Source organism: Vibrio sp. J1-1, from assembly GCF_021728395.1.
In the GTDB taxonomy this organism is placed as follows: domain Bacteria; phylum Pseudomonadota; class Gammaproteobacteria; order Enterobacterales; family Vibrionaceae; genus Vibrio.
On record NZ_JAKKCM010000016.1, the window covers coordinates 1 to 21,150 of the forward strand.

The 21,150-nt window shown below is 46.0% G+C and carries 18 protein-coding genes and 1 pseudogene; 7 read left to right on the forward strand and 12 right to left on the reverse strand.

From position 1 onward, the window contains the following. Positions 1–358: 358 nt before the first annotated feature. The 12 genes and pseudogenes from L3V31_RS19375 to L3V31_RS19430 form a co-directional block, all read right to left on the reverse strand. Positions 359–1,213, reverse strand: a complete 855-nt coding sequence (locus tag L3V31_RS19375; RefSeq protein WP_237318498.1) for a tagatose bisphosphate family class II aldolase — start codon at positions 1,211–1,213, stop codon at positions 359–361. Further along, entirely contained in the window at positions 1,204–2,394 is a 1,191-nt protein-coding gene (nagA, locus tag L3V31_RS19380; protein WP_237318629.1) for an N-acetylglucosamine-6-phosphate deacetylase, read from the reverse strand. Before nagA ends, L3V31_RS19375 begins: the two co-directional genes overlap by 10 nt. After that, positions 2,384–2,824, reverse strand: coding sequence for a PTS galactosamine/N-acetylgalactosamine transporter subunit IIA (agaF, locus tag L3V31_RS19385; RefSeq protein WP_171384579.1), 441 nt, complete (start codon positions 2,822–2,824; stop codon positions 2,384–2,386). Before agaF ends, nagA begins: the two co-directional genes overlap by 11 nt. 58 nt (positions 2,825–2,882) lie before the next feature. After that, positions 2,883–3,767, reverse strand: coding sequence for a PTS N-acetylgalactosamine transporter subunit IID (gene agaE, locus L3V31_RS19390; protein WP_025522675.1), 885 nt, complete (start codon positions 3,765–3,767; stop codon positions 2,883–2,885). Then, entirely contained in the window at positions 3,757–4,536 is a 780-nt protein-coding gene (gene agaW, locus L3V31_RS19395; protein WP_053408139.1) for a PTS N-acetylgalactosamine transporter subunit IIC, read from the reverse strand. Before agaW ends, agaE begins: the two co-directional genes overlap by 11 nt. Positions 4,537–4,554: 18 nt before the next feature. Further along, a complete protein-coding gene (gene agaV / locus L3V31_RS19400) occupies positions 4,555–5,028 on the reverse strand; it encodes a PTS N-acetylgalactosamine transporter subunit IIB (RefSeq protein WP_025522671.1) in 474 nt (157 codons plus the stop codon). Between the two features lie 12 nt (positions 5,029–5,040). Next, positions 5,041–6,204, reverse strand: a complete 1,164-nt coding sequence (locus L3V31_RS19405; protein WP_237318500.1) for an SIS domain-containing protein — start codon at positions 6,202–6,204, stop codon at positions 5,041–5,043. Continuing rightward, positions 6,201–7,511 carry a D-tagatose-bisphosphate aldolase, class II, non-catalytic subunit gene (locus L3V31_RS19410; protein WP_237318502.1) on the reverse strand — a complete coding sequence of 437 codons (1,311 nt, stop codon included), beginning with the start codon at positions 7,509–7,511 and terminating at the stop codon, positions 6,201–6,203. Before L3V31_RS19410 ends, L3V31_RS19405 begins: the two co-directional genes overlap by 4 nt. A gap of 8 nt (positions 7,512–7,519) precedes the next feature. Beyond that, positions 7,520–7,690: pseudogene (locus tag L3V31_RS19415) on the reverse strand (DeoR family transcriptional regulator); the annotation flags it as partial. A gap of 417 nt (positions 7,691–8,107) precedes the next feature. Next, on the reverse strand, positions 8,108–8,875 hold the full coding sequence (gene agaR, locus L3V31_RS19420; protein WP_237318503.1) for a transcriptional repressor AgaR: 768 nt from the start codon (positions 8,873–8,875) through the stop codon (positions 8,108–8,110). 105 nt (positions 8,876–8,980) lie between these two features. Further along, the gene (locus tag L3V31_RS19425; RefSeq protein ID WP_237318506.1) at positions 8,981–9,634 is read right to left on the reverse strand and encodes a response regulator transcription factor; all 654 of its coding nucleotides are present in this window, start codon (positions 9,632–9,634) and stop codon (positions 8,981–8,983) included. Then, positions 9,624–10,304, reverse strand: coding sequence for a sensor histidine kinase (locus L3V31_RS19430; protein ID WP_237318508.1), 681 nt, complete (start codon positions 10,302–10,304; stop codon positions 9,624–9,626). Before L3V31_RS19430 ends, L3V31_RS19425 begins: the two co-directional genes overlap by 11 nt. 658 nt (positions 10,305–10,962) lie before the next feature. Between L3V31_RS19430 and L3V31_RS19435 the strand changes: the two genes are divergently transcribed. From L3V31_RS19435 to L3V31_RS19465, 7 genes are all read left to right on the forward strand, one after another. Beyond that, the gene (locus tag L3V31_RS19435) at positions 10,963–11,583 is read left to right on the forward strand and encodes a hypothetical protein (RefSeq protein WP_237318510.1); all 621 of its coding nucleotides are present in this window, start codon (positions 10,963–10,965) and stop codon (positions 11,581–11,583) included. After that, a complete protein-coding gene (locus L3V31_RS19440) occupies positions 11,583–14,036 on the forward strand; it encodes a hypothetical protein (protein ID WP_237318512.1) in 2,454 nt (817 codons plus the stop codon). Before L3V31_RS19435 ends, L3V31_RS19440 begins: the two co-directional genes overlap by 1 nt. Positions 14,037–14,215: 179 nt before the next feature. After that, entirely contained in the window at positions 14,216–16,042 is a 1,827-nt protein-coding gene (locus L3V31_RS19445) for a S8 family serine peptidase (protein WP_237318513.1), read from the forward strand. A gap of 218 nt (positions 16,043–16,260) precedes the next feature. Continuing rightward, a complete protein-coding gene (locus tag L3V31_RS19450) occupies positions 16,261–17,151 on the forward strand; it encodes a LysR family transcriptional regulator (RefSeq protein ID WP_237318515.1) in 891 nt (296 codons plus the stop codon). 107 nt (positions 17,152–17,258) lie between these two features. Continuing rightward, a complete protein-coding gene (locus L3V31_RS19455) occupies positions 17,259–18,788 on the forward strand; it encodes a bifunctional GNAT family N-acetyltransferase/carbon-nitrogen hydrolase family protein (protein WP_237318517.1) in 1,530 nt (509 codons plus the stop codon). Positions 18,789–19,000: 212 nt separating this feature from the next. Continuing rightward, positions 19,001–19,588, forward strand: a complete 588-nt coding sequence (locus L3V31_RS19460) for a DedA family protein (RefSeq protein ID WP_237318631.1) — start codon at positions 19,001–19,003, stop codon at positions 19,586–19,588. Between the two features lie 167 nt (positions 19,589–19,755). Next, on the forward strand, positions 19,756–21,123 hold the full coding sequence (locus tag L3V31_RS19465) for a Na+/H+ antiporter NhaC family protein (RefSeq protein ID WP_237318519.1): 1,368 nt from the start codon (positions 19,756–19,758) through the stop codon (positions 21,121–21,123). The last annotated feature ends 27 nt before the right edge of the window (positions 21,124–21,150 follow it).

Below are 21,150 nucleotides of genomic sequence, written 5' to 3' on the forward strand. Positions count from 1 at the left end.
TAATACTGCCAGAGAAGAGGAAGCGTAAAGCGTATCCAAGAGCAGTACTTAAGAAAGCCGCTAAATATCCCACGCGTTCGCGTTCAAGGAATAAAAACGCCACTCGCTCTTAAGCGAGTGGCGTTAACCTTCGGGCAGCCTTTTTTTTGCATCTAAAAGCCTTAGAATTCAGATAGTTAACTTACCTCTCTGTCTTATTCTTTCTCATCGTGTCTCATATCTGCTCACGTTTTTAGTACCCAATGATTTACCCTATAATTGAAGTTAGGGTATTTTTGGAGACTCAAATAGGTAAATAAATAGCAATACGTGTAGTTAGAATGACAGCCAAAAAGCGCCTTTAATAAACTTCAAGTTATCATAACTTTCCTTCACTGCCACACATATAAATCTTATCCATCACGACTTGTTTCATTGCCGCTTTGCCCGGCGTGATGTATTTACGTGGATCGTTAGCATCTGGGTTTTCAGAGAAATGCTGTTTGACGGCATTCGAAAACGCGATTTTCAGCTCTGTCGCCACATTCACTTTGCATACACCTAGCTCAATACAACGACGTACCATCTCATCCGGTACGCCTGACGCTCCGTGCAGTACTAATGGAATATCGACTACTGCGCGGATCTGCTCTAGGCGAGCAAAATCCAGTCTAGGTTCTGCTTTGTAAAGGCCGTGCGCGGTACCAATTGCGACTGCTAGCGAATCGATACCAGTGCGGCGAACGAATTCAGCCGCAGAGGCTGGGTCTGTCATCAAGGCATCTTCGCTATCGACGATCAGATCATCTTCCTGACCACCAAGGCGACCAAGCTCGGCTTCAACGCTGGCGTCGTATCGGCTGCAGTATTCGACCACAGAGCGAACAATTTCGATGTTCTGCTCGAACGCATGGTGAGAGCCATCAATCATCACTGAGCGGATACCGTGTTCGACTTTATTGCGAATGTCTTGCAAGTCTTCATGGTGGTCAAGGTGCAGTACTAATGGAATTGAGTGTTTGTGCGCCGCTTCTTTACAGATGCTGACTAGGTAGTCGATACCAGCATAGTCGTACGTTCCCGGTGTGCCAGCCAAGATAACGGGTGAACCTAATTCAGAGGCGGTTTCGACGATGACTTGCACTGTCTCAAGGTTATGAACATTAAATGCCGGTACAGCGTAGCCGCCTTGTTGAGCACGTTTAAGCATTTCACGAGAAGAAATTAGATACATAAAGCCTCCTGACTGGATACTGCGTCGCGGTCGAATACTAGACGTCCGTTAACCCAAGTCTTTGCAATTGAGAAATCTGAGTGAATCGCCACCATAGAAGCATGTTTGCCCACTTCCAGAGTGCCGAGTTGATGTTGTAAATTGAGTGATTGCGCGGGAGTCAAAGAAGCCATCAACCACGCTTGCTCAAGCGGTAAATTGAGCCAGTTCTGAATATTGGCGACGGCGTTGAGCAAAGTCAGAGTGCTGCCCGCTAGGCTACCAGTATCGGTAGTGACCACGCCGCCTTTCATTTCTACGGTGTACTCACCAAGGGTATATTGACCATCCGGCATACCTGCGGCGCACATCGCATCAGTAATCAAGGTCATGCGCGAGCCACAGCAGCGATGGGCAATATCAATCGCGCAAGGGTGCACATGATGGCCGTCGGCGATCATTTCGACGTAGCTGTTGGGATGACACAACCCAGCGCCCACTACGCCCGGATCTCGGTGGTGGAGTCCACGCATGCCGTTATAGCAATGCACGATGCCACTCGCGCCTGCATCGAGTGCCTGCTGAACTTGGTCATAGCTGGCATCGGTATGCCCTAACATGACTTTGATGCCTTGCTTTTTTAAGTAGCGAATCGCGTCTAAAGCGCCCTGTTTTTCAGGTGCAAGTGCGAATGTGACCAGCTGGCTATCGCTGTATGAAATCCACTGTTCCAACTCTTCAACAGACAGTTCTCTAAACCATTCGGTTGGATGAGCACCGCGATTTTTCTTGGTGAAATAAGGGCCTTCCAAATACGCACCAAGAATTTCAGCACCTTGCACGCCGCGCTGTTTGCTCTTGGCGACTTGCTGTAACGCTGCGCGAATTTTACTGACCGGAGCTGTCACGGTTGTTGCAACAAAAGCGGTGACTCCTTGGCTGGAAAAAAAGCGAGACATGGTGTCTAAGCTGCTGTGCTCTGCATCCATCACATCACAGCCTTTTGCGCCATGCACATGGGTATCGATTAAGCCCGGCATCAGGCTGATTTGGCCTAAATCGGTAGTGTTGTCGTGTCGCTGCTGGTCAAAAGGTTCAATGGCGTCAATGATGCCATCAATAACGGTGACCACGGCGTCGTCTAGCCAATGCTCGCCGTGCAACACTCTTTGGGCTCGGTAGCGGTGAGTATCAGATACCATCATGTTCTTCCGCTGTGGTTGTTTTGTCTTTCAACGCCATTTCAGCCGCGAGTGAGGTAATGCCGCGATGACCACATTCAATCGCTTGGTCACGAAATTCGATAAGCTTGAGTTCGTCGCGCTCTAGCAGCATCTCGGCCGCCATTTGTAGATTGGTGCCTGTCACGACTTGAATATCGTCGCGCTCTTGGCTGAGTAGCGATGCGGTACGAAAAGGCGTGCCGCCGAGTAAGTCAGTGAGAAAAACAATCCCTTCGCCTGAGTCGATCTCTTGGATCGCTTGGCGCATCTGCGCTTCAAGTTGCTGCGTGGTGGACTCTTCAGGAAAGTCCAATGCGATAAATTGTTGCTGTTCGCCAATCACTTGGTGAATTGCTTTCTCAATGCCTGATGCAAACCCACCGTGACCAGAAAGAATAACTGCAATCATGTTTCTATCCTTACAGGGGCTGACTTAACAGCCCCAATACTGCGTGTGGAAATAAGAGTTATAGGAAGCCCATAAAACGACCAACGACACCAAGAGCAACCGTGATACCGATAAGCTTGAGAGGGCTCCAACCGCGTTTAACAAGGGCATACATCGCAAGGGTGTACACCAGTGGCAAAAACGCTGGCATCAACTTGTCGATAACATCGCCCTGCAGTTTCACCACGGCGTCACCAGCGGTGATTTCAGCGGTTGTAGATAGGCGTACGTAAGTTGCAACCAGTGCACCAATCACCGTCATACCGACCATAGAAGCCGCGTGTCCGACTTTCTTGGTATTGGCTTTGATGACCGGAATCGCTGCAACACCCATACGGTAGGCATAGTGAGCAAGACCAAAGCGCAAACCAAAGTGCACCACGTTAAACAACACGAAGAAGAACACCGCGCCCATGATGGAGCCTTGCAACGCTAAGTCCGCGCCGATACCACCACAAATCGGCAATAACGTGAGCCAGAACATCGCGTCACCGATACCGCCCATTGGTGCACCTACGGCAATCTTGGTGCTTTGAATACTGTTGATGTTCTGTTTTGAACGCTCCATCGCCAGTACGATGCCCATGACGAATGTCACCAAAAATGGGTGAGTGTTGAAGAAACCCATATGGCCTTGCATCGCTTTGGATAGGTCCGCTTTGTTGGTGTGGATCTTTTTCAATGCTGGGATCAGGCCGTATAGCCAACCCGATGCCTGCATACGCTCGTAGTTGAAAGACGCTTGTAATAGGAGTGAGCGCCAAGCCATACGATTGATGTCGGCTTTGGTTAACTCAGCACCAATCTCTTTATTCTCGTACTCGTCAGGAGACACTCCAGGTGCAGGTTGCACATCAGCGCTCTGACGACGTAGGTCGAGTTCATTACTTACATTAGATTCCATCTTCAAAGTCCTCTGCTGATGCTGTTGTTGCTGGGGTAGGTTCTGATTTACGCATAAAGTCGATAATCGCCATCGCAGTCGCTGCGGCAGCAATCGCTAGGATTGGTAGTTGTAGCCACGCCGCTGCAACAAAGCCGAGGATGAAGTATGGGATGTAAGCGTTCTTCATCATGATTTTCATCAGTACCGCAAAACCAATCGCTGGCATGATGCCACCAGCAACGCCTAAGCCGTCGATGAGGTCTTTTGGCAGAACTTCAACGATTTTGCCGGCGTGCTCTGCACCAAGGTAGACAGGTAAAAATGCGCATAAGAAGTAAAACGTCCCTAGTACTGCAAGAGCCATGTAGTTGACACGTTCGATACCGTCGGTGTCGGCGGCTTGCGCATATTCATCACACTTAGACATCACCGCAGACATCGCTGAGAAGAGTAGGGTGATACCCATCTGAACCGCGACAGCGAATGGCACCGCGACACCAACCGCGACATTTGGCTCTACTTTGGTTGTGATAGCGAAGGCTGTGCCGACGATCGTACCGATGATTACATTTGGCGGTTGCGCACCTGCTAGAGGAGCAAGACCCATCCAGATCAGCTCTAGAGTACCGCCGACCAAAATACCGGTTTGTAAGTCGCCTAAAATGAGACCGACAAGTGGACCGAGTACAACTGGACGGTGGAAGTGGGTGAGACCGTTAAATAAATCTAGGCCGGCGAAGAAGGCTAAAATGCCGAGCATCAACGCCTGAAATAGTCCTATTTCCATGATTGGTGTCCTTAATATTTAGATAAGAGTAAAGAGGTCTGTTGCGCTTTCAGTGGGCACACCTTGGATCGTGCAGGTCACTCCTCGCGCTTTTAATTGTGCAAATTCCGCCAGGTCTTCAGAGTCAACTGAAACCGTTTTGGAGATTTGTTTTTTTCCTTCCACGTAGTGCATGTTACCTACGTTGATATTGCTAATTGGTACGCCACCTTCCACCAATTGACGGAAGTCTTTTGGCGTTCGGCATACCAACAGAATGCGTTGGCGATCAGCGGCTTTATGAATGGTGTCGATGGTTTTCTGCACCGTCCAAAAGCGGATTGCGATACCGTCGGCGAGCACCATTTCCATCAGGTTTTGCTGGATGGAATCTTCAGCCACCTCGTCGTTAACAACGACGATAATGTTGGCGTTGGCAAAACCTACCCATTGCACACCTACTTGTCCGTGAACAAGGCGCTCATCAATGCGACTTAAAACGATATTTGGCATGGTTTATTCCTTTTAAAATGAGTAACTGAATGGGTAGATGGTGACACCTTGCACCACACGGTTAACTTCACCTGTTGGGCACGGGTTATCCGGCCCTAATCCCAATTGGAGCGACTTTTCAAACGCCAACATTTGGCAGAACAGGATGAATGGGAAGCAGAGCCATTGGTCGCCCAAGCCAAGCTGGCCGAGTTCAAACACATCGCTTTCACTCATGGCGAATTCGCTGATCGCCACGTGGGTGAGCGTTTGGTTGTCACGACGAATCTCATGAAACAGATCCAAATCGTACTGACGGGTGTAGCTGTCACTGGAAAGCAGTTGAATCACGAGTGCCTGTTCATTGATGGAGAACTTAGGTCCATGGCGGAAACCCAAAGAAGAGTCGAAGGTTGTCATCACTTTGCCTGCGCTCAATTCCAAAGATTTCAGAGAGGCTTCACGGGCAAGTCCGGCAAACCCACCGCTGCCTAGAACCACCAAACGTTGGTAAGGCAGAGCCGCAAGGGATTTGATGCTCGCTTGCCACTGTTCAATTTTGGCTTCACATAATGTGGCGGTGGCGTTGATTTGGTGTTGCCATTGCTGCGTAGTTCCACCACCAAGCAGCGTCAACGTCGACATCAACATGCAACTGAAGCTTGAGGTCATGGCAAAGCTTTTGTCGTTTGAGCCTTCCGGCATCAGCAGACAGCACGCATTCTTGGCGTTTTCTGCATAGCGAGAGAGTTCACCGTCGCCATTACAGGTCAAAAAGAGGTGGTAGCAATCTTCGACCAATTGATCGGCCAGTGCGACAGCGGCAACACTCTCTGGGCTGTTACCCGAACGAGCGTAGGAGACTAAAAGCGTCGGGCGGCTCGGATCTAAATATTGCTCTGGATTCGATACCAAATCGGTGGTCGGAATCGACTCTACTTGGAAGCGTAATCCCGCTTGGATGAAAGGTGCAGCGGCGTCTCCGACAAAAGCGGATGTACCTGCGCCGGTTAGGATGATGCGCAGATCTTCGCGAGCGAGTAATGGGTCAATGAATGCGCTTAACTGATCGTAGCTTTGTTCGAGAATCGTCGCGAGAGCACGCCATAAACGAGGTTGATGGCTGATTTCTTGCGCGGTGTGAATACCATTGTGCTGCTCTAACCAAGAGCGTTCGTAGCCTAAAAAAGCAGTCATTGAATAGTCTCCTTTTGCGCCACTGCGTTGGAATAACAGGCTTTGGAGTACACTTCGGTGACTTCCATGATCTTGTGCATCACAATTTCAGCGGGCAGATTTTGAATTTTATGTTGAGAGATAGCCTTAGCTTGATTTGGCAAATATTGGCTAAGGAGAGTCACGGGCAGCGGTTTTGCTAGCAGATTGTCAAACAGAGCCTGTTGCGCCGCTTTCACTTCTGGATGTGTCCAGTAGTAGCGAATCCGGTCGCTCAAGCTGTAGCTGCAATCTAAAAATTGTTGGTGTCCTTTGCTCGAGTAGTGTGAGCGCCAGTAGTTAGGCTGTTCATGCATAACCTGTTCGATGGTTTCGCGTAGGTGAGAGGCGTGATGCGTGCCGAGCCACTCTTTTTCCGCTCGGTCTAAGCCGTAAAGGGCTTCGCGCAAGGCAAAGGTTAAAGCCGGACCGACTTTTAGAATCGCAAAGTGGTCACGCACTAGCTGGTGATAAGCGGGTGGATTTTGGTAATCGGTGGAGTGTGCTTCAAACACAATGTTTGGCTGGTGTTCAATAAGCTGACTTAAAGCCTGAGCTTTGGCACTGTCGTAGTGGTGAACGTTATGGTGGTCAAACTCGACGCCGGGTTGAACAACCAAACCGATCACGCGCGACCAGACGTTAGCGATACCGATATCGCTGAATGCTTGGTGATGGGCGTTTAACGTTACAAGCGCTTCTTCTGGTTTGGTGACTTCAATACCTTCGTCTTCTAACGATTCCAGCGCACCGCCAGGCGTTGGTACTTCGGTACCGATGACATAAACAGGCGCTTCTCCGCCAATACTTTGCCAAGCGTTTTCTGCCACTAGACAAAGCTGCGCTGCGCGTTCCGCCATGATGGTTTCGCTCAACGGCAGTTGGTCATCGGCGCAAGGCATAGAGCAATCAAGGTGGATTTTCTTAAAGCCAGCAGAGACATAGTCGTGAATCATCTGGGCGGAATATTCCATCGCTTGCTTCACGTTAAGATGTTGCCAGCAGTTTGGGCCTAAGTGGTCACCGCCTAACACGATGTTGTCGACTGGAAAGTTGAGGCTGTTCGCGAGCTGGAAAACGTAGCTAGCAAAGTCTTGCGGTGTCATGCCGGTGTAGCCGCCAAATTGGTTGACCTGATTAGACGTCGCTTCAATCAATACCAACTGGTTGTCATTTGCTGCTTGTTGGATCGCCGCTTCAAGCACGAGCGGGTGCGCAGAGCAAACGGAGTAAATCCCCTTGGTGTGTCCTTGTTTGTGTTGTTCGATAAGCGAAAGTAACGATTTCATGGGAATTCCTAGTTAATGGTTTGGTCAGCAAGAATGACTTCGACACCCATATCAAGCAGAGCCTGATGGGTTGCATGGGGGATATTGCTATCGGTCACCAGAACGTCGATTTGGCTCGCTGGACGGATCATGCAAAAGCTTTTGCGGCCGAACTTACTCGAGTCGGTCACCGCAATGATGTGTTTTCTTCGTTCTGCACTTATCATTACCGACTCCTATTTCGCGACATTTCGGTTGTAGGGTGAAATGTTTCGATTTCTTTTAATTGGTATTAAAACAGGTGTCAGAAAGTGAAGTTTAAAGCGAGTTCACATTCGCTTGCCTTTCGGTTTAAGCGAAAAAAGTCTTTCGTTTGGAAGGAAGTGAAAGGTAAAACTTTCTCTCAAAAACTAATACCCTGTGCCGAAATAGAGGTAAATAAAGGCTGTCGATATTTCACAGTGAAAGTTGCAAACAAGCAGTTGAAAAAGAAAGGGTTTCGAAATGAAAACTGCGTGATTTCACAGTTTTTACATTAGGGTTAAAAATTCACCTACTGAATAGATCATTGAGAAAGTCAGCATAGGGTAAATAAATGAATAGGTTGTCACTCCAACCTATTCAACAATATGTACTTCTACGCCGAGAGAAGAGAGTTCTTCCACATAATCTTGGGGAATTCCGCTATCGGTAATCAGTATTCTGAGTTGCTCCGGGCGAGCTATTAAGCAAAAACTTTGTCGGTCAAACTTGGATGAATCGGTAATCGCAATGATATTTTGTGCGGCTTCAATCATTTGGCGGTTAATATCCGCTTCACCTTGGTGCGGCGTGGTTACGCCTGCGAGTTTATCGAAGCCATCAACGCCTAAAAACAGTTTGTTGAAACGAAAACCAGAGAGGAACGCTTCGCCGCCAGAACCGTACAACGAATAAGAGTTTTTTCTCATTACACCACCCGTAACCATCACCTCAACATTGGCTTGATTAGCAAGGTGATAAGCGATGTTGATTCCGTTGGTCATCACGGTAATGTTGCTTTTACCTTTCAGGTGGTAGACAATTTGCTCAGTGGTTGAGCCAGAATCAAGGAAGATCTTATCGCCATTCTGGATCAAAGAGGCGGCGTATTGACCCAACCTAGCTTTAATATCGCTGTTGAGTTGTTTCTTGTCGTTAAGCGGCTTTTCGAAAGCAAACTGAGCGTTCAGAAGCGCGCCACCATAGCAACGCGTAACGCACCCTTGTCGCTCTAATTGGTTAAGATCACTGCGGATGGTCACTTCTGATACGCCATATTGATCAGCAAAATAGGACACTTCACCTCTTTGGTGGGTGTGGATGTATTGCAAAATTTCGTTTCGGCGTTGAGCGGTCGAGAGCATGGCGCTAAATGTTCAAAGGTTTGTAATGGCGACTTTAACCAAACACGATTCGAAGTCGAATCTTTTTGTCTGAGATTTAGGGGGAATTATCAAAACTAAATAATCTCAGCTCGTTGGAACCAAGAGTTTGTTCTCAATGGCAAACCTAACCAGATTGGGAATATCTTTAATATTCAACTTATTCATGATATTTGATCTGTGTGTTTCAACGGTTTTGATACTAATGCATGTATCGTCAGCTATTTTATTTGTGGAATAACCTTCGACGATGAGCTGAAGAATTTGCCTCTGTCTACTGGTTAGTAAGTCCAAAGGTACCGCATCTTTCTTTTTACCTAGTAGGTCCTTGAGCATAGCCTTATCTATTTTTTGACTTATATAGCTTCCACCGCTCATCACTGAAGCAACCGCCAATTCCAACTCTTCCACCGCAGAGTCTTTGAGTAAATAACCTTGTGCACCATTTCTTAAGCATCTTACAACATACTCAATATTTTTATGCATCGATAGCATCAGGATGTTAATTGGTATCTTATGCTTTCGGATCATGCTAATTAGCTCTATTCCATTAATCCCTTTGATTGAGATATCCAGGATAAGTAAGTCTGGTTTAGACTTTTTCAGATTAGGGATCAAGTTGAGACCAGTCCCACTTTCACCAACTACTTCAACACTTGGTAATGTGTTTAAAATACTGCATATACCCGCTCTGACTATATCATGGTCATCAACAATGAATACTCTACTCTTATAGATCATATTTCAATTCCGCCAATATTCTTGTTCCAGTTTTTAGCTCTGATTGGATATGGATTTTTCCGTTATGACGCATCGCTCTCTCCTCTATACCTAGTAACCCTAGGTGTAGATTGGTATTTACTTTGCGTTTTATGTTAGTTATTTCAAAACCACTACCATTATCAGAGATAGATACTGTTATTTTTTCTTTATTAAAATCTAGATTAACGAAGATAGTGCTCGCATTTGCGTGGCGGATGGCGTTATTTACGGCTTCTTGGATTATTCTGAATAAATCAATTTTTAATTGTTGATTTATATTTGGGAAGTTGTCCTTAGATAAAAAGTCTATTTTGTAGGCTTGTGACGACGACATTTTTTCAAGAAGTCGTTTTATTACATCAATAAAACACAGTTCACTAATAACTCCCGGCCGAAGCTCGGCAGACTTAAGGCGAACTTTTTCTATCATGTCTTCAAGTAACTCTATCGAGTCATCAACTCGCTCGCTGCTATGACAACACTCTTTTCTGTGTAATTGTAAGTTGATTTGAATAGCAGTTAATATCTGCCCAAGATCATCATGCAGTTCCCTGGATATACTTGCTCTTTCTTCCTCCTTACTGTTTTGCAATTTTTGATTAAGAAAACGTATCCACCTATCTGGATCTTCAAAATTTACACCATCCATGTGGCTCTTACCCCGAGTCATAGAACCATTTTACTAGCAAAAAAACCAACACCCCACTAAACTAGTGTGCTAGTACGATTACTAATTATATGTATCTAAAGAGTGATGCATTAATCCTTTAATGCATTAGTTAACATTTTAATAACACTATTGTTTTTTTACATCAACTTAAATAAATAGAAGAAGAACCATCATTGTCACAGCAATATGTAGTGATAAATCTATTTTTATCGAACTACTGTTCCCTAAAATAAATAATATCTGATAATTTCAACTAATTAGAGGAAGAAAAGCAGACATTTGTAACAATCAAACTTCTAATGGTAATCGCTATTTTATGGAAGCAAGGTCAACACTTGCGTAGAGTGACAATTGAGTAAGAGCTCTAGCCTAAAAAAGCAGATAATCAAGAGAGGAAAACTCACCATAACGGTTATCCCTTTCAAAAACAAACATATATCGAATAACAGCACATATATAGCTCATAATATTCCACCCATCCTTCAGTAGACTCACTGTAAATAACGCTATCCTGGTTTTGTAGTTTCTAAAAATCAGGGAATCCCTGATATCGAAATTTAATACCATTCGTTATTTTTATTCGATGGTAGAGGATCTACCTGAGTAAATTGCTAAAAAATATAGTCAAGGATAACTAATGAAACTCAGATCAAAGATGGCTGTGCTGCTATCAGCGCTTACGCTGTTTGCACCTATCGCACAAGCAGCCCAACTCCAATCACAAAACCTCAAGCAACTCATTGCCGAATCTGAAAGCATTATTTCAGGTCAGGTTCAAACCGTCACTGATGGCATTTCTGAGCAAGGCTTACCGTACACAGAAGTTACCATCAAAGTTAGCGACGCAGCATTAGGTAAACATGCCGAAGGTTCTGAATACACGTTTCGTCAATTTGGCTTGCTCAAACCTCGCACTCTGCCAAATGGCAACCAAATGCTAGCTGTAGCGCCAGAGGGTTTCCCACGTTGGAATCAAGAGGAAGTCGTTGTCGTGTTTATGCATAAAGCAGCGTCACTTACTGGTCTTCGCACAACGGCTGGCATGGCTCACGGTAAGTTCGTTATCCAAGGTGGCAAAGTGGTAAACGAGTTTGATAACCAAGGCATCTTTGAAAACCTAGAGTTTGCAGACGGTGCGCTTGCTCCATCTGAACAGAAAATGGTGAATACGGAAGGCGCATACAACGCAGTTGCTTTCATGAGCCTGCTAGGTAAAGCCGTGTCAGAGCAATGGATCAGCAATGGGAAGATGAAATAATGAAACACAGTACATTAACAATTGCGATTGCCGCTCTACTCTCTGCAGGTGCCGTACAAGCGGGTGGTCCACTATATACGACAGAAGATGGTAACCCGACTCCTTTCCTATGGGATACCTCTAACGGCTCGATTCCAGTCTATGTTGACGGCGGCGAAGCCTTCACTTATGACTACGATGGCTCTGTATTTTTATCGATCGAACGAGCGCAGCAAGTCACTCAATTTGCGTTTAGTCAGTGGAATAATGTGAATACGTCAACATTCAGAGCAGATGTCGCGGGCACAATTGAACAGCAAACTGGCATTGCTGACGTAAATGGCTCTAACGCGCTTCAGTTTTATACGCAACAGAATGGTTACGGCTTCTGGATGCTTTACGATACTGATGGGAGCATCCTTGAGAACGTATTTGGTGTTCCTAAAACAGCGGTACTAGGTATCGCCTTCCCTGAGATTGCAGACGATAACAACGTGATTATCGAAGCAACTGCGGTTATCAACGGTTGGAACGTATACGCCAATGACAATGCAGCCCTTCAAATTGCTGGCGTGTTCACTCACGAAATTGGACACGCAATCAACCTATCTCACTCTCAAACTAATGGCCATATCGGTTACAAAAGTAACCCGTCTACGCCAATATTCCCTGGTGTAAAAGGGTGTGATGTCGAAGCTGTTCATGCTCATGATACAGGTAATTGGTATTTGGGCGAAGTTAACCGCGCCGACCCTGAAATTATTGAGACTATGTACCCATTCATTGGTCACCATGGTGCAGGCGCGGTAGCACAAAGTACCGTTAACGTAACGGACGACCGTGTTGCAATTTCTAACCTTTACCCAACCCAAGAGTACTTGAACCAGTTTGGCTCTATCGAAGGTACGCTGCGCTTAAAAGATGGCTCAACAGAGTACAGCGGCGTAAACATTATCGCGCGTAATATTGATGACCCTCTATTTGACGCGGTATCAACTCAATCTGGTAGTTTGACTCAAGGTAAAGTCGGCCCTGATGGCTACTTTAAGCTCAATGGATTAACTCCTGGTCAAAGCTACGTTTTGTATACAGAGCAGATCAATGCCGGTGGCTATCCTACGCAGCCTTCCCGAATCCTTTCAGTTGCAGAGTATTGGAATGATAGCGAAAGCAGTAACCCGGTTTCAGATGATCCGTGTGACGCAACACCAATTGTTGCGGAGGCAGGGCAAACAAAACAAGCAAACTTTGTATTTAACGGTTACCGAGATGGTGTGGAATTCAAGCAAGTCGTCTTCGCACATTTAACCGACCTAGCCAAAAATGGTAAGTCTTCAATGGGGGTAGCAGGCAACCGAGGCTTTGTATGGAATGAGACGAAAGGCTTTAATGTTCTTCCTGACTATATCGGCGTCAACGCCGCCAAAATGAATGCAAATGGCAGCAAACTGCTCGTTAACTCTGATCACGATAGAAACGGTGTACTTGCGCCGGCAATCTGGACTGAAGCAAATGGCGTGATGCCGCTAGGTGACCTTACGGCTAACGCTTGTGGTGGTGCGAGTCAAATAGGTAAATCTTCCGCTTCTGGTTTAGATATCGATGCCTCGGGCAATACGGTTGTTGGTTTAGCGTATAAAGATGCAGATGGAAACGGAAGTTGTACCTCGTACTATACCGGCGATGTTGTACCGTTCATCTGGACGCCTAAACAAGGTATGCATGAGCTTGATACCAGCAACGTAGATTGGTCTAAGACGAGCTGGACTCGTGCACATGCGATTTCTGGTAACGGCGAAGTAGCGCTAGGTACTCTAGGTGGCTGGAAAGCTGTGGCATGGGTCAACGAAGGCGAGATGATTAACCTTTACGATTCCGTTGGGGCAACCAATGCATACGCAGTATCACATGACGGTAAACAAGTGGCACTGGCTACCAATAAAAACAACGTTCTACTATGGGATCACACTAAAGAAGGTGATGCCGCGTTTACAGATATTGGTGGTTTGGAGTGGTGTAACGATATACCACTTGTAATGCTAGGTACGGATTTCTGTGAAAGCAGAGGCGCGGACTGGGTTCATGCTGCGATTGGCAAATATGCAGGGTTGACACCTTTTGATATGAGCGACAACGGTGATGTGATTGTCGGCCGTGGTGGTGACATTCGTACTGGCTTTACTGGTGCTCTTTACATCAAAGGCCTGGGCTGGATGACTCTAGATGAGTTCTATACTAAGCAAGGTGTCTTAGAAGCACAAAATTCCTACATGGATAACCCTATCTCTGTATCTGGTGCTGGTACGAAGATGGTGGGTGGTCTTACCGGTTACTCTGTGGCCTTCCATATAGACATGTCACATGTTTACGTTTGTGAAAACGGTGCTTCTGTGAAAACGGGGTTCCCGAACGGATTAGTTAATAAAATCGAATCCGGCGCTGAATTTGGCCGCTGTGAACACCTGACTGATTAATTTTTAATGAAACTAAATCAGGTGGCTACTGTATTGATAGCCACCTTTTTCAAAAGAATTAATTTCGACTGACACCTTAATATCTTTCCAGAACAGGATATTTAAGAAAAGAAACACACCAAACCGCTTTCATTGAGTATTCAGCGGATTACTGGACGTTACTATTTTTAGGGATGATTATGAAAATACTAAATAAATCGCTAATTGCAATGGGCATTTGTTTGTCTTTTAGCGCACATGCGGCTGATGACCGTTACATCATTCAGGTGGACAGCGCCAACAAAGGCGTAGTTAAAAACCTGGCCAAAAAACTTGGTGCAGATATTAATGTCGAAGGTGAAGAGTTTTTTGCCGCGACCTTCACAGGTAAGGACTTAACAACCGTTAAAGGACTTCTAAACAATCCACATATTCAACTTATCGAAGAAGACGCTAAGCGTAAGCTACTTAGTTACAGCGACGACATCGGTGATGCACGTGAAACTCAGTTAACACCTTATGCCGTATACCAATCACAAGCTGATCAACTCACTTTACAGCCAAATAATTTTATTAAGGTCTGTGTTATTGACTCGGGCTTAGACCGCTCAAACAATGACTTTGACTGGACAAGCATTACAGGCGATAACGACTCTGGAACGGGTAATTGGGATGAGAACGGCGGTCCACACGGCACGCACGTAGCGGGTACGATTGGTGCGGCAGACAACGGCTTCGGTATTATCGGCATGGCACCGGGCGTACCAATGCACATCGTTAAAGTATTTAACGCCGATGGTTGGGGATACTCTTCAGACTTAGCGTACGCAGCAGAAAAATGTGCGGATGCAGGTGCTAACATCATCAATATGAGCTTAGGTGGTGGTGCTCCGACGACGGCAGAAGAGAATGCGTTCAAAGCCTTCACTAATGACGGTGGTTTAGTACTAGCAGCAGCAGGTAACTCTGGTAATGATGTCCTTTCATACCCGGCAGGATACCAATCGGTAATGATGATCGGTGCGAATGACGCTAATGACCAAATCGCAGCCTTTTCTCAGTTCCCTGAATGTACAATCGTGTATAACGGCAAGAAAGGCAAAAATAGCCAAGAAATCATTGATTCAACGTGTGTTGAAGTCACCGCTGGCGGCGTAAATACCCTATCAACCTACCCTGCTGACATGGCTGCGACTTCAGTATTAGCCGCCGGAGAACAAGTCATCGCATCATCTGGGTTTACTTATTCGGCTCAGGGTGATGTTTCAGGCGAAGTACATTACATGGGGTTAGGTAAACAAGTAGATACCAATGCCAGCGGCAAGATCTGTTTGATGGATCGTGGCGAAATCACCTTTGATGAAAAAGTCCTAAATTGTGAGACCTCAGGTGGTATCGGTGCCGTTATTGTAAACAACGTTGATGGTATGTTGAATGGCACCCTTGGTGAAACAACGGCAACCACGATTCCTGCGGTCGGTACTGACTTAAAAGATCGCGAACTACTTCATGCATCGACAACCATTAGTGTCGAGATCGGCAGCTCTGACTACGGTTTTATGAGCGGTACGTCAATGGCGACACCAGGCGTCGCGGGTATGGCTGCGTTATTGTGGTCAAATCACCAAGAATGTAATGGTACTCAAATTCGTGATGCACTAAAACAAACAGCATTTGATGCAGGAGCGTCAGGCCGAGATAACTACTTCGGTTATGGTATTGTGAAAGTTGCAGATGCCAACGAATACTTGTTAGCTAATGGTTGTGATCAACAAGCAGCAGCGTACATTGAACTGGCTACGTCAACTTACACCGCAAAACAGGGGCAAAAAGTCGACTTAGCTTGGTCAAATGCAACAGCACGTAAAGTAGACGTATATCGTAACGGCGTAATCGTTTCTACAACGAACAACGACGGTGCTTATACAGATACGCTAACGAGCGACGCATATGGTATGTTCACATACCAAGTCTGTGACCAATCAAGCGGTAACTGCTCAAATCCATCGAGTGTGTCATTTGAGTAATAAAAAACAAAGACCGCCTTTGGGTGGTCTTTTTTCATCAGCTCAATAACTTAGTTTTCGCTCCGCTAATTAAGCTCTAAACACTTAGAGGCTAGGATAAAAAAGCTAATTGCCGGAATATTGCACTTGCGCCTATCTCGATGTCTGATTCAATTGCTTTGCTTCAACAGACAAATCTTCTACTCTGAGAATAATCACCATTCAATGGAACTGAAGGAATGTTAAAAGGCCGTGAGTACCCTTCCATCCGAGCATTAAGATCTTTTATTGCCGTTGCTAACCACCTGAGCTTTTCCAAAGCCGCTGATGAATTGTGTTTAACGCAAGGTGCGGTCAGCAAACAAATCGCCTCTTTAGAGCAGCTCGTGGGATTACCATTGATCAAGCGTGGTCAGAGTGGTGTGGAACTGACCGCAGAAGGTAAACGCTACTTACCACAGATAACGGAAGCACTAGAGATCATCCAGCATGCCACTGCGAGCCTTATTCAGTTCAATACTGAACAGGAGTTGTTGACGGTTGATGTCACACCTTCTTTTGCCAGTTTATGGTTAGTGCCCAATATTGACGACTTCCACCAGCAATACCCGAATATAAGAGTCAAAATTCGCACTGGTGACGGTGCCATCACGAACATCAACAATGACAACGATCTCAGCCTTAGGTGCCTACCTCTTTCAACGCACTATGACTACAGCTACTTATTGTGTGAAGAGACTTTACTGCTGGTTGGTAGTACCAATATTCCACCGTTGGAAAACAAACAAGCCGCGAGTGATTATCCGTTTATCCCCCAAACCACTCGCCCTCAGCTTTGGGAACAATTCAAGATTGAACACGCACTAGAAAACCCGATTACCTATCACTCAGTCGGATTTGAGCATTTCTATTTAGCTTGCGAAGCCGTAAGAATGGAAAAAGGCTTGGCCCTGTTGCCTGATTTTATGGCGCAATTTTCTATTCAGCGCGGCGACATTCAGCATATACAGAACATGACGTTGCAAAGCGGGTACGGCTATTATGTGGTGATTCCTAGCTACCGTTTAAACACCAGAAAAGTGTCGCTGTTTTACGCTTGGCTGAAGAGTAAATTGACGCACAATACGTAAGAAGGAAGGTTCTGGTTACATAACCTTAACCATGGTCGGTGTATGTATGGTTAAAAATATGGCATTCTCATCCATACTGTTTGAAAAGGATAAATGGATAGTAGTATATGGACAGCAACTCTCCCAAACTCTCTTTACGTACCATTGAGCCTACGGACTACCCAGAGCTCGCGGAATTGATGGACCTGGTATTTCCGGATGTTGGAGGCTCATGGCCGCGTCTGACCATCATGGATCTTATTCATCAGTTTCCGGATGGCCAAATTTGTATTGAAGATAACGGTAAGATTGTCGGTGCTGCGCTGACTATGAAGGTCGATTACAATCGAATCTCACTCCCTCACCTTTACAGCGACATCATCACTGAAAACAACGTAATTCAAAACAAAGTCACTGGCGATGCCATGTACGGGCTTGATGTCTTTGTACACCCAGATTATCGCGGATTGCGTTTAGGACGTCGTCTGTATGATGCGCGTAAAGAGTTGTGTCGCAGTAAAAACTTTAAGGCGATATTAGCTGGTGGACGTATTCCTAATTACCATAAATACGCGGATGAATTAAGCGTTGCCGAATACATCGATAAAGTTAAGCGACGTGAACTTCACGATCCGATTCTGTCATTCCAACTGGCCAACGATTTTGATGTAAAGCGTATTATGCGTGGTTATCTACCGGAGGACGATGCGTCCATGGGCTACGCGACACTACTTGAATGGGACAATTTTTTCTACGAAGAGGATATTCAGTCTGTCCACGATGTCGAAAAAACGCTGATCCGTATTGGTGTCGTACAATGGCAAATGCGCGCGATGAACGATTTAGAAGATCTGCTGGATCAAGCTGAGTTCTTTATTTCTTCACTGGCGAACTACAAAGCCGATTTCGCTCTGTTCCCTGAGTTCTTTAACGCCCCGCTGATGGGTCTGCAAAACGATCAAAACTCTGTGGAAGCCATCCGGTTCCTCGCAGGCTTCACTGAAGAAATTAAAAACCGCTTCTCACAAATGGCGGTAACCTACAACATCAACATCATTGCGGGAAGCATGCCTGTGATTGAAGAGGACGGTAAACTCTACAATGTTGCCTACTTGCTCCAGCGTGATGGCGAGATCAACGCACAGTACAAAATTCATATCACACCACACGAGCAACGAGACTGGGTCATTGACGGTGGTGACAACGTTCAGGTATTTGAAACGGATGCAGGTAAAGTTGGCATTCTGATTTGTTACGACAGTGAGTTCCCTGAGTTGGGCCGAATGCTGGCTGAGCAAGGCGCGCAAATTGTCTTTGTGCCATTTTGGACGGATACCAAAAACGGTTACCAGCGCGTGCGAATTTGTTCTCAGTCTCGTGCTATCGAAAACGAGTGTTATGTGGCCATTGGCGGCAGTGTGGGCAACCTGCCTCGCGTGGATAACGTGGACATTCAGTATGCACAATCAGCGGTGTTCTCACCTTCCGACATTTACTTCCCACACGATGCGACCTTGACGGAAGCCAGCGCGAATACTGAAATGATTATTTTCGCGGATGTAGACTTAACTAAGCTGAAACAACTCAATACGGAAGGCTCAGTGACCAACTTACGTCATCGCCGACTGGATTTGTACGGTGGCTTTACAAAAGCATAAGGTCAATGACAAACTCACGCCAGCTTCTTTTATTTAAGGTGGCTGGCGGATGTTTTCTGCAAACTTTATCGGCCTGTATTCGAGAGGAGTATCATCCACTCTCGATAAGCGATGCCAACGTAATATGATAACCAGACACTAAGGCTACGCTGCCTTTGCCTTTATTCCGAGAAAGTACGGGAAAGCTTTTGGAACAGATTAACGAACTACTCATCTCTATGAAGCCTCTGCTTGAGCAGTATGGTTACTTAGCGCTTTCTGTCAGTATTTTCCTCGAAGGTATCGGAATCCCTATGCCCGGCCAGTCTCTCATGGTTGCGGCTTCGATTCTCTCTTCCGAACAAGTTATGAACCTCACTCTGGTGATGTCGGTATCCTGGCTGAGCTGTTTTTTCGGCAATACCTGCGGCTATCTAATTGGCTACTACTTTGAAGGTTGGCTAGATGAGAAAGGCTACATCTCCGGTCCTAAAATGACTAAATTGCAAGTGACTATTCAAAAATACGGGCCCGCGTGTCTGGTCGTCAGCCGGTTTATTGAAGGTATGAAACAATTTATGCCGTTGGCTTGTGGTATTGCCAAAATGCCCCGTAAAGAGTTTTTGCTTGGCAATGCACTCGCGGCAACCATTTGGGTAATGGTATTCAGCTTGCTTGCGCACTTTGCGTTTGAGCATATGAGTTCACTTAGCCATCTGTATACTCAATACAAGTACTTTGTCTGGGTAATAACTGCCGCTTTATTTGTATGGATGGTGCTTTGGATTATCAAACGAAAAAAATCAAAAACTGCTGAATAAATAGACTTAAAATTAAAACCAACAGTATCAATAAGATAAAATAAATAACGCCATTTTTACTCTCTTGGACTTTACAATCAACCAGCCATTTAGACGTCTAGACGTTGACTTCTTTTCGCTGTGAGATTAGTCTTCACGTCTTTCTCGTTTTAAGATTTGTCGTTTACATGTCCGGTTCTCAGCACACTATTAAAGCAGTTGCACCTTCTGCGGTCGCACTGATTCCACTTATTGTCTTTCTTGCACTATTTATTGGTGTAGGTACCTACCTATCGCTACAAGGGGTAGAATTTGCGTTCTACCAGCTACCAGCGCCAATCGCTGTTTTGCCAGCGATCATCATTGCCTTTTTGTTAAGTAAAGATAAGCTCAATCGCTCTATAGAGCACTTTATGCGTGGCGTGGGTCACCAAGACATCATTGCTATGTGCATGATCTACCTGCTTGCAGGCGCATTTGCAGCCGTAGCCAAAGCCTCTGGTGGTGTTGATGCAACGGTGAATCTAGGCTTGTCAGCGATTCCGACCAGCATGATCTTACCGGGTCTGTTCCTGATCTCAGCATTCATCGCAACCTCAATGGGGACCTCTATGGGGACGATTGCGGCAGTGGCTCCAGTCGCGTTAGGTATTGCAGAATCGGCAGGTATGAGCTTGCCATTAACGGCAGGTGTGGTACTCAGTGGCGCGATGTTTGGTGACAACTTGTCGATCATCTCTGATACCACCATCGCAGCAACGCGCTCTCAAGGCTGTGAAATGAAAGATAAGTTCAGAGAGAACATCCGTATTGCCCTACCAGCCGCACTGGTTGCGATTGCGATTTTTGCTTACAACAGCACAGCGACACAAGTGCCAGAAGCTGGCCCGATTGAGTGGCTGAAAGTCCTGCCATACGTAACTATTTTGGTGTTAGCAGTCTCTGGTCTGAATGTATTTGTGGTTCTGACTATCGGTATTCTGCTTGCGGGCGGCGTTGGTCTTGCTTCTATCGATGGTTATGGCCTGACGAATATGGCGCAAGATGTTTACACTGGCTTCGGCAATATGCAGGAGATCTTCCTGTTGTCGATGCTCATTGGTGGTCTGAGTGAACTGATGCGTCGTCAAGGTGGCCTCGCTTTCTTGACTAACCTGGTAAGCGGTATGATCAAAACTTTCGGTTCAAGCCACTCTAAGCATGCAAACAGTCGTGCAAGTGAGTTGGGTATCGCTGGCCTAGTTTCTATGGTCAACGGCTGTACTGCGAACAACACGGTGGCAATCATTGTATCGGGTAGCGTTGCACGTCAACTAGCTGAAGAGAACAATGTGTCTCCTCGTCGTTCTGCAAGCTTGTTGGATATCTTCTCTTGCGTTGTACAAGGCGTCCTACCATACGGTGCGCAGGTGCTGTTACTCGGTTCCGTATTTAATTTGTCACCGCTGGAGGTGGTTGCAAATTCTTACTACTGTTTTGCACTGGCCATTGCCGCCATTGCTGCCGTATTTGTTAAGCACAAAGCACGGCAGCCGGAAGTGCAAACCGAACAATAAAGACAAGTAAAGAAAAGGCTCCAACTG

Excerpts from the sequence above, each read along its gene's own strand:
- L3V31_RS19375 (WP_237318498.1), bottom strand. The coding sequence starts at position 1,213 with ATGTATCTAATTTCTTCTCGTGAAATGCTTAAACGTGCTCAACAAGGC.
- nagA (WP_237318629.1), bottom strand. The coding sequence starts at position 2,394 with ATGGTATCTGATACTCACCGCTACCGAGCCCAAAGAGTGTTGCACGGC.
- agaF (WP_171384579.1), bottom strand. The coding sequence starts at position 2,824 with ATGATTGCAGTTATTCTTTCTGGTCACGGTGGGTTTGCATCAGGCATT.
- agaE (WP_025522675.1), bottom strand. The coding sequence starts at position 3,767 with ATGGAATCTAATGTAAGTAATGAACTCGACCTACGTCGTCAGAGCGCT.
- agaW (WP_053408139.1), bottom strand. The coding sequence starts at position 4,536 with ATGGAAATAGGACTATTTCAGGCGTTGATGCTCGGCATTTTAGCCTTC.
- agaV (WP_025522671.1), bottom strand. The coding sequence starts at position 5,028 with ATGCCAAATATCGTTTTAAGTCGCATTGATGAGCGCCTTGTTCACGGA.
- L3V31_RS19405 (WP_237318500.1), bottom strand. The coding sequence starts at position 6,204 with ATGACTGCTTTTTTAGGCTACGAACGCTCTTGGTTAGAGCAGCACAAT.
- L3V31_RS19410 (WP_237318502.1), bottom strand. The coding sequence starts at position 7,511 with ATGAAATCGTTACTTTCGCTTATCGAACAACACAAACAAGGACACACC.
- agaR (WP_237318503.1), bottom strand. The coding sequence starts at position 8,875 with ATGCTCTCGACCGCTCAACGCCGAAACGAAATTTTGCAATACATCCAC.
- L3V31_RS19425 (WP_237318506.1), bottom strand. The coding sequence starts at position 9,634 with ATGATCTATAAGAGTAGAGTATTCATTGTTGATGACCATGATATAGTC.
- L3V31_RS19430 (WP_237318508.1), bottom strand. The coding sequence starts at position 10,304 with ATGGATGGTGTAAATTTTGAAGATCCAGATAGGTGGATACGTTTTCTT.
- L3V31_RS19435 (WP_237318510.1), top strand. The coding sequence starts at position 10,963 with ATGAAACTCAGATCAAAGATGGCTGTGCTGCTATCAGCGCTTACGCTG.
- L3V31_RS19440 (WP_237318512.1), top strand. The coding sequence starts at position 11,583 with ATGAAACACAGTACATTAACAATTGCGATTGCCGCTCTACTCTCTGCA.
- L3V31_RS19445 (WP_237318513.1), top strand. The coding sequence starts at position 14,216 with ATGAAAATACTAAATAAATCGCTAATTGCAATGGGCATTTGTTTGTCT.
- L3V31_RS19450 (WP_237318515.1), top strand. The coding sequence starts at position 16,261 with ATGTTAAAAGGCCGTGAGTACCCTTCCATCCGAGCATTAAGATCTTTT.
- L3V31_RS19455 (WP_237318517.1), top strand. The coding sequence starts at position 17,259 with ATGGACAGCAACTCTCCCAAACTCTCTTTACGTACCATTGAGCCTACG.
- L3V31_RS19465 (WP_237318519.1), top strand. The coding sequence starts at position 19,756 with ATGTCCGGTTCTCAGCACACTATTAAAGCAGTTGCACCTTCTGCGGTC.